General features: G+C 68.5%; 6 protein-coding genes. 3 read left to right on the top strand and 3 right to left on the bottom strand.

The features are described from left to right. Positions 1-67: 67 nt before the first annotated feature. Together pgeF and AC6LJ5_RS02795 are read right to left on the bottom strand one after the other, a co-directional pair. Complete coding sequence (gene pgeF / locus AC6LJ5_RS02790; protein ID WP_392411673.1) at positions 68-826, bottom strand: peptidoglycan editing factor PgeF; 759 nt, start codon at positions 824-826, stop codon at positions 68-70. Continuing rightward, the gene (locus AC6LJ5_RS02795) at positions 814-1,860 is read right to left on the bottom strand and encodes an RluA family pseudouridine synthase (protein ID WP_498139783.1); all 1,047 of its coding nucleotides are present in this window, start codon (positions 1,858-1,860) and stop codon (positions 814-816) included. Before AC6LJ5_RS02795 ends, pgeF begins: the two co-directional genes overlap by 13 nt. A gap of 107 nt (positions 1,861-1,967) precedes the next feature. On the opposite strand from AC6LJ5_RS02795, the gene AC6LJ5_RS02800 reads away from it, so the two are divergent. Next, a complete protein-coding gene (locus AC6LJ5_RS02800) occupies positions 1,968-2,753 on the top strand; it encodes an outer membrane protein assembly factor BamD (RefSeq protein ID WP_103273243.1) in 786 nt (261 codons plus the stop codon). 96 nt (positions 2,754-2,849) lie between these two features. Here AC6LJ5_RS02800 and yoaA read toward each other — a convergent pair whose 3' ends face one another. Continuing rightward, complete coding sequence (yoaA, locus tag AC6LJ5_RS02805) at positions 2,850-4,931, bottom strand: DNA repair helicase YoaA (RefSeq protein ID WP_498139784.1); 2,082 nt, start codon at positions 4,929-4,931, stop codon at positions 2,850-2,852. A gap of 226 nt (positions 4,932-5,157) precedes the next feature. Between yoaA and tex the strand changes: the two genes are divergently transcribed. Both tex and AC6LJ5_RS02815 read left to right on the top strand, forming a co-directional pair. Continuing rightward, complete coding sequence (gene tex, locus AC6LJ5_RS02810; protein WP_103273241.1) at positions 5,158-7,548, top strand: RNA-binding transcriptional accessory protein Tex; 2,391 nt, start codon at positions 5,158-5,160, stop codon at positions 7,546-7,548. A 310-nt stretch (positions 7,549-7,858) separates the two neighbouring features. Continuing rightward, positions 7,859-8,362 carry a hypothetical protein gene (locus tag AC6LJ5_RS02815; protein WP_498139785.1) on the top strand — a complete coding sequence of 168 codons (504 nt, stop codon included), beginning with the start codon at positions 7,859-7,861 and terminating at the stop codon, positions 8,360-8,362. The last annotated feature ends 233 nt before the right edge of the window (positions 8,363-8,595 follow it).

Below are 8,595 nucleotides of genomic sequence, written 5' to 3' on the forward strand. Positions count from 1 at the left end.
TACAAGGAGAGGCCCGCCAGGGTAGCAAAGGCCCGCCGGCCGCGCTTTGCGCTACATCAGACTTGACCTAGGACAGCCAGGCCAGCAGCGCCATCCGCCCGGTTATCCCGTCGCGCCGGTACGAAAAGAAGCGCCCGCCGTCCGCAACCGTGCACAGGCGGCTAAGCGTCACGTCCCCGACGCCCGCGCGCCGCAGGCGGAACTCGGCCAGTCCAGGCAGGTCGGCCAGCCATTTGCCGGGCAGGCCCGGCCGGGGGCGGAAATAGGATTCCGTGGCCGGATCGTCGGCCATGAAGGCGTCCAGCACATCCCGGCCCACCTCGAAGGCGTCGGGGCCGATACCCGGCCCGACCCATGCGCGCCAGCCGCCGGCATCCGGCGCCTTGGCCCGCATGGCCGCCAGGGTGCGCTCCAGCACCCCGCCGGACAGCCCGCGCCAGCCGGCATGGGCCACGCCCAACACGCGGCCGGCGTCGTCGGCGATCACCACCGGCAGGCAATCGGCCACCATCACGGCCAGCACCCGGCCCGGCCGCGCCGTGACGCTGGCGTCGGCGGCCGGCTCCTGCGGCGTGGCGGGATCGTCGGCGTCGACGACATCGGCGCCGTGTACCTGTCGCAGCCACAGCGGCTCGGCCGGCAGCGCGGCGCGCAGGCGCCGGCGGTTCTCGGCCACGGTGTCGGGATTGTCCTCGGCGCGACGGCCGAGATTGAAGGTGTCGTGCGGCGCCACGCCGACGCCGCCGGCGCGCGTGGTGCAGAAATACTCGACGCCGGCCCACTGCGGGCCGGTCACCACGGGCAATCCTTGAATCACGCGTTCCATACGATGTTTTCCTGAACCTGCGCCATGTCGGCCGGCACGGCGGCGCTGAACCGGACCTCGCCCCGGCCGCCCGGGTCTTCGAAATGCAGCGCGCGGGCGTGCAGCATCTGCCGCCCCGCGCCCGCGACGGTCTTGCCGCCGTACAGCACGTCGGCCAGCAAAGGATGGCCCAGGCTGGCCATGTGCACGCGGATCTGGTGCGTGCGGCCGGTTTCCAGGCGGCAGACCACTTCGCACACCCGGCCGCCGGGATCGACCTCGCCGCGGCGTGAAGGAAAGTAATGCGTGACGGCGGGCTTGGGCGCCACCGGCCGTTCCACGCTCATGCGCACCGGCACCCGGGCATCGCGGCCGATGGGGCGATCGACCCTGCCGGCCGCCCCCAGCCAGCCATGCGCCAGGGCGATATATTCGCGTCCCATGCTGCGGGCCTGCAGTTGCCTTACCAGATGGGTCTGGGCGGTTTCATTGCGGGCCACGACCATCAGTCCGGACGTGTCCTTGTCCAGCCGGTGCACGATGCCGGCGCGGGCCACCTGGGCCAGCTCGGGATAGCGGTGCAGCAAGCCATTGAGCAAGGTGCCGCTCCAGTTGCCGGCGCCGGGATGCGTCACCAGCCCGGCGGGCTTGTTGACCACGATCCAGTCCGGGCTGGCGTCCACCACCTCGAAATCCACGGGTTCGGGCGCGAAAGCCCGCGTTTCGGGCGCGGGCTGCGTCCAGACGGTCAGTTCGTCGTCGGGGCCGACCACCTGCCGGACCTTGGCCGGGCCGCCGTTGACCAACACCTTGCCGGCCTCGATCCAACCTTGCAGGCGGCTGCGGGAATGCTCGGGCATGAGGCCCGCCAGCACCTTGTCCAGGCGATCGGCCCGGGTGCCCGGCGGAACGGTAAGCAGTTGCGGCGCGCCAGCGGCCGCCTGGGAGGATGAATCCGAGTCGGAATTCGGACCGGAATCGGGACCAACCCCGAGGTCTTCGCCCTCGGAATCCTCGTCGAAATCGGGATCTGCGCTGACGGCTGTATCAGACATGGAGACAAATCATATAATCAGCCTGCCATGCTAACACCAAGGATACGATTCTCGTGATTCACCGTTCCGCAGCTCCCTCGATTCCCGCCTCCCGTAGCGGGCCGGTCTTGCGCGCGGTCGTCGCGCTATTCGCCGTGCTGGCCATCGCCGGCTGCGGTTCGACCAGCAGCAAATACGACAAGACCGCCAACTGGAGCGCCGAGCAGCTGTATGCCGACGCCAAAGCCGAGATCTCCTCCGGCGGCTGGAAGGAAGCGCGCGAGCGCCTGACCGCCATCGAAAGCCGCTACCCGTTCGGCGTCTATGCCCAGCAGGCGCTGCTCGAGCTGGCCTACGTCAACTGGAAGGACGGCGAAAACGAGCAGGCCCTGGCCGCCATCGACCGCTTCCAGCAGCTCTACCCCAACCATCCTGGCACCGACTACGCGCTGTACCTGAAGGGCCTGATCAATTTCACGCCGCAAAGCGCGTTCATGAGCAACATCACCGGGCAGGATCCGGCCGAACGCGACCCCAAGGGCCTGCGCGCGTCCTACGACGCCTTCAACGAGCTGATCAAGCGCTATCCCGACAGCAAGTACGCGCGCGACGCCGAGCTGCGCGTGAACTGGCTGGTCAACACCATCGCCATGAACGAAGTCTACGTGGCCCGCTACTACTACGAGCGCGGCGCCTACGTGGCGGCGGCCAACCGGGCCCAGACCGTGATCACCGACTTCGAGGGCGCGCCCGCCACCGAAGAGGCGCTCTACCTGATGGTGCAGTCCTACGACAAGCTCGGCATGACCGACCTGAAGAACGACGCGCAGCGCGTATACGACAAGAACTTCCCCAACAGCAACTTCAAGTCCAAGGGACTGAAGGCCGACAAGAGCTGGTGGAACCCGTTCTGACCACTTCACGCATGGGCAAGAAAATCCCCTCTGACGAGGGGATTTTTTTTGCCCGCCGCCGCGGGCGATCAAGAACCTGCGCGGGAGGGGCGCCGCTCAGCCGCCCTCGCCCTTGCGCCGGTAGAACGCCAGCGCCTCGTCCAGCTCGCGCGTGCGGGCAAACGGCGGCAGGCCGCGCCAGAGACGCTTGCCATAAGGCTTTTCGACCAGACGGCCGTCACCCACCATCAGCACGCCCCAATCGGATTCCGTGCGGATCAGGCGTCCCGCGCCCTGCTTGAGCGAGATCGCGGCCTCGGGCAGCTGATATTCGGCGAAAGGATTGCCGCCCTGCGCGCGACAGGCGCGCAGCCGCGCCTCGATCACCGGATCGTCGGGCGGCGCGAAGGGCAGCTTGTCGATGGCCACCAGCGTCAGCACGTCGCCGGGCAGGTCGATGCCTTCCCAGAAGCTGGCGCTGCCCACCAGCACCGGATGCGGCAGCTTGCAGAAGCGTTCGAGCAGGTCGCGGCGCGTGGCGTCGCCCTGCTTGAGCAGCGGCCATTCATGGCCGGCGTCGTCGAAGGCGTCGGCCAGCAGGCTGGCCACTTTGTCCACCGCGCGCAGCGTCGTGCACAGCACCAGCGTGCCGCCCGGACTGGCTTCCAGCAAGGGCAGCAGCGTCTGCACGAAACGGTCCAGGAACTGCGGCGACTGCGGCTCGGGCATGCCGCGCGGCACGAACAGGAGCGCCTGCTCGGGATAGTCGAACGGCGACTCCCATTTGCCCGTGCGCGCCTTGTCCAGGCCAAGCTGGCCGGTGAAGTGCTCGAACTCGCCATTCACCGACAGCGTGGCCGAGGTCATGATCCAGGCCTGGCCGGGCTTGCGGAATTTCGAGAAGGCCTGCGCCACCGACAGGGGCGCGGAATGCAGACGCACATGATGCAGGCCGTGCTCGACCCAGCGCACGGCCGGGCCGGTCCATTGCATGGCCGCGGCCGCGCCCTCGAGCAGCGCCACGGGCGTGGACAGGCCGTCGCCCGCCGCCGTCTCGGCCGACTGGTCGGCGCGGCCCCAGCCGTCTTCGTCGGCCTGCGAGCCGGCGCGCGCCGGCGTGGCCCAGCGCTTCAGGCGCGCGGAGATCTCGGCGCCGTTGCGCGCCGCCGCCATCAGGTCGGGATGCTTTTCGGCGACCGCGCCCAGCGCGTTGGTGGCCGTGTCCACGGCCTCGCGCAGCACCGCCAGCGCCTGGTCGAATTCCTCGGCCTCGGGCATCGCCTCGAAGGTCGCCTTGCGGCCCGGCAGCTTGTCCAGCGGCGCACAGACCAGCCGCAGCTCGCGCGCGGCGGTTTCCAGGTGGCGGCTGACGTCGCTCCAGCGCGCGGCTTCGCGCGCGTAGGCCAGGCCCGCCGCTTCCAGCGCGCGGCCGAAATCCAGCAGCTGGTGCGTGGACACGCTGCTGCCCAGGAAACGCGTGGCCGTGTCGGGCAGCTGGTGGGCTTCGTCGAAGATCACCGTGTCGGCCTCGGGCAGCAGGTCGGTCACGCCCTCTTCGCGCAGCACCAGGTCGGCCATGAAGAGCGCGTGGTTGACCACCACCACGTCGGCGTCCTGCGCCTGGCGCCGCGCCTTGACCACGAAACAGTCGCGGATGCGCGGACATTCCTGGCCCAGGCAGTTCTCGCGCGTGGAGGTCACGCGCTGCCAGATCTCGGCGTCTTCGGGTATCTGCGCCAGATCGCCCCGGTCGCCGGTCTTGGAGATGCCGGCGAACACCTGGATCTGGCGCAGCTGCGCGATCTCGGAACGCGATTTCAGGGCGCGCTCGTCGCCCTGCATGCGGTCCAGGTGATAGTGGCAGATATAGTTGCCGCGCCCCTTGAGCAGCGCGGCCGTCACCGGCGCGGCCAGCGCCGCGCGCACGCGCGGCAGATCGCGCGAAAACAACTGGTCCTGCAGCGTGCGGGTGCCTGTGGAAATCAGCACCTTGCCGCCCTGGATGAAGGCGGGTACAAGGTAGGCCCAGGTCTTGCCGATGCCGGTGCCGGCCTCGGCGACGAGCGTGGCGCGGTCCTGGATGGCCTGGCCGATGGCCTGCGCCAGCTCGATCTGCGCGGGGCGCGGCTTGTAGCCGGGCATGGCCGAGGCCAGCGGCCCGTCCTCGGCGAAGAATTCGGATATGTCCAGGTCCAGCATCGATGCAGCCTAGCGCTGGCCGCGACCGCGTCCGGACCGGCGCCGGTCGGCGGTTCTGGCGCAAAACGCGTGTGTGGGGAAAGGACCAGATGATACCTGGAGCCGCCCCGCTTTTCCGGCCCAACCCTCCATTCATAGGGACGGATTGGTCCACCCTGCCACGTTCTGTAACAGTGGCTTGTGGCACAATCCGCCCCTTGTTTTTCCTTTTTGTCGTCGTATCGAGATGTCTGAAACTTCCGTTATCACGAACGTCGCCGCCGGCGTCGACAACGCCCGCATCGTCGCTTTGCTCGCCACCGAGCTCGGCGTGCGCGCCAACCAAATCGCAGCCGCGGTCGAGCTGCTGGACGACGGCGCCACGGTGCCTTTCATCGCCCGCTACCGCAAGGAAGCCACCGGCGGCCTGGACGACACGGTGCTGCGCAACCTGGAAGTCCGCCTGGGCTATCTGCGCGAGCTCGAAGAGCGTCGCGGCGCCATCCTGGAATCCATCTCGCAACAGGGCAAGCTGACGCCCGAGCTGCAGCAGGAAATCGCCGCCGCCGACACCAAGCAGCGCCTGGAAGACCTGTACGCGCCCTACAAGCCCAAGCGCCGCACGCGCGCCCAGATCGCCCGCGAAGCGGGCCTGGAACCGCTGGCCGACGCCATCCTGGCCGATCCGGGCTGCGATCCGGCCGCGCTGGCCGCGCAGTACCTGAATCCCGAAGCCTCGATCACCGACGCCAAGGCCGCGCTGGACGGCGCCCGCGACATCCTCGCAGAGCGCTACGCCGAGAACGCGGACCTGCTGGCCGACATGCGCGAGCACCTGTGGTCTACCGGCCTGCTGTACTCGAAGGTGGTGGACGGCAAGGAAACCGAAGGCGCCAATTTCCGCGACTGGTTCGACTTCAACGAGCCGCTGCGCACCCTGCCCTCGCACCGCATCCTGGCGCTGCTGCGCGGCCGCCAGCAAGGCGTGCTGGAGCTGCGCCTGGGCCTGGAAGCCGAGCTCGAGGCGCAGACGCCCCACCCCTGCGTGGCGCGCATCGCCGACTTCCTCAAGCTGGGCCGCGGCTTGTTCGCGCTGGACGCCACGCCGCGCGCCCGCTGGCTGGGCGAGGTATGCCGCTGGACCTGGCGCGTCAAGCTGCTGACGGCCTTTGAAAGCGAACTCATCGGCCGCCTGCGCGAGAGCGGCGAAGCCGAGGCGATCCGCGTGTTCGCGGCCAACCTGAAAGACCTGCTGCTGGCCGCGCCGGCCGGCCCCAAGGCCGTGCTGGGCCTGGACCCCGGCATCCGCACCGGCTGCAAGGTCGCCGTGATCGACCAGACCGGCAAGGTCGTCGACACCACCACCGTCTACCCCTTCGAGCCGCGTCGCGACCGCGAAGGCACCATCAACACGCTGGCCGCGCTGGTCGCGCGCCACAAGGTCGACCTGATCGCCATCGGCAACGGCACCGCCTCGCGCGAAAGCGAGAAGCTGGTGGGCGACATGATGGAACGCTTCCCCGACCTGAAGGTCACGCGCGTGGTGGTCTCCGAGGCCGGCGCCTCGGTCTACTCCGCGTCGGAACTGGCCGCGCAGGAATTCCCGGACCTGGACGTGACGCTGCGCGGCGCCGTATCGATCGCGCGCCGCCTGCAGGATCCGCTGGCCGAGCTGGTCAAGATCGATCCCAAGGCCATCGGCGTGGGCCAGTACCAGCACGACGTGAACCAGCGCGAGCTGGCGCGCTCGCTGGACGCCGTGGTCGAGGATTGCGTGAACGCCGTGGGCGTGGACGTGAACACGGCCTCGGCTGCCCTGCTGACGCGCGTGTCGGGCCTGAACTCGCTGCTGGCCAAGAACATCGTGGCCTGGCGCGATGAGAACGGCGCCTTCGCCACCCGCAGCATGCTGCTCAAGGTGCCGCGCTTCGGCGACAAGGCCTTCGAGCAGGCCGCCGGCTTCCTGCGCATCCCCAACGGCGACAATCCGCTGGACGCGTCCTCGGTGCACCCGGAAGCCTATCCGGTGGTCGAGCGCATCGTCGCCAAGATCAAGGCCGAGGTGAAGCAGATCATCGGCCAGCGCGAGGCGCTCAAGGGCGTGTCGCCATCGGACTTCACCGACGAGCGCTTCGGCCTGCCGACCGTGCGCGACATCTTCGCCGAACTGGAAAAGCCCGGCCGCGACCCGCGCCCCGAGTTCAAGACCGCCCAGTTCAAGGAAGGCGTGGAAACGCTGAACGACCTGTATCCCGGCATGGTGCTCGAAGGCGTGGTCACCAACGTGGCGAACTTCGGCGCGTTCGTGGACATCGGCGTGCACCAGGACGGCCTGGTCCACATCTCGGCGCTCGCCGAGAAGTTCGTCAAGGATCCTCGCGACGTGGTGCGCGTGGGCCAGACCGTGAGCGTGAAGGTGCTGGAAGTGGACGTGGCGCGCAAGCGCGTGGCCTTGACCATGCGCCTGAACGACACGGCCGCGCCGGCCCGGCGCTCGGGCGACGCCGCCCCCAAGGGTGGCGACCGTCCGGCCCGCCGTGGCCAGGGCGACGGCGGCCGCGGCGGCAATGGCGGCGGCGGTGGTGGCGGCATGATGAACAGCGCGATGGCGGATGCGTTCGCCAAGCTCAAGCGCTAGTCGCATCGCGGCTTGCCAAGAAAAAACCGGCGCCTCGTGCGCCGGTTTTTTTTGTCGACAAACGAGACTGGGAACCACGACTAGGACTTACCCCTAGCCCCCCGCTTTTCTTGCGATCCCTCAATCCAAAAGCAACAAAAATAAGGGAAAATATCGAATTGTGTCCAAATAATAAAAAGCGGTAGCGCCAGGGGGCGACAGGGCGCGGGCACATCCCATGATCAGGCGAGCGACGGCGCACACGCCTATCGGACAGAAGCACAAGAAGAAAAGCGCGCCGCCCCTGAGAAAGCCCGGAGATCCGTCTGTCATGCGCACTACCATTACGCTTGCCGCCAACGAAACGGCAACCATTACCGAAAAAGAAGCCAGTCTCAGCGGTGTCTACAACGAAATCACTTTAGGCCAGTACACGCGGCTGATCGTGGACGGCGCCGAAGTCACCTTCAAGCACATCACGCTGGAGCGCCTGGGCACGCGCGTGATCGAGCTGGTCAACGGCGCCCAGCTGCACGTCGGCGCGCTGGGCTTCGCCAGCATGGGCGCCAGCATCGTCTATCGCATCGGCGCCGGCTGCGCGCTGACCTTCGACGCCAGCCAGTGGGACCCGGAGGTCGTGGCCAACACCACCTTCGATTTCGCCAGCCAGGGCAGCGGCTCGTTGAAGTACTTCCCCTTCATCAATCCGGAATGGCTCGACTGTCCCAACGTCACCGGCTATTCCGAAGGCGACCTGCTCGAAATCGCCGGCCAGGGCAGCGCCCAGCGCTTCCAGGTGCGCGACGGCCGCATCGTCGCCAACCGGCCGCGCTGACGACTCGGCAAGGCGGGTGACGCGCTCCTCTCGCCCGAGAGGCGGCGCGTGCACGCCCGCCAGCCCGCGCCGCCGCAAACGCGGCCCGGGCACGGACCGCTACGCCGCAAACGCCGGCGACACGCCATTCTTGGCCCCGAGCGGTATCCGCATGCGCGCCTTCTCTGCATGCTCTCTCTCGCCAGTCCCCCTCCCTCTCCTGCCCGCTCTTCCTACCCGGTAGCGTCAACGCC

The sequence above is a fragment of the Achromobacter sp. 1011791174 genome (genome assembly GCF_059760925.1).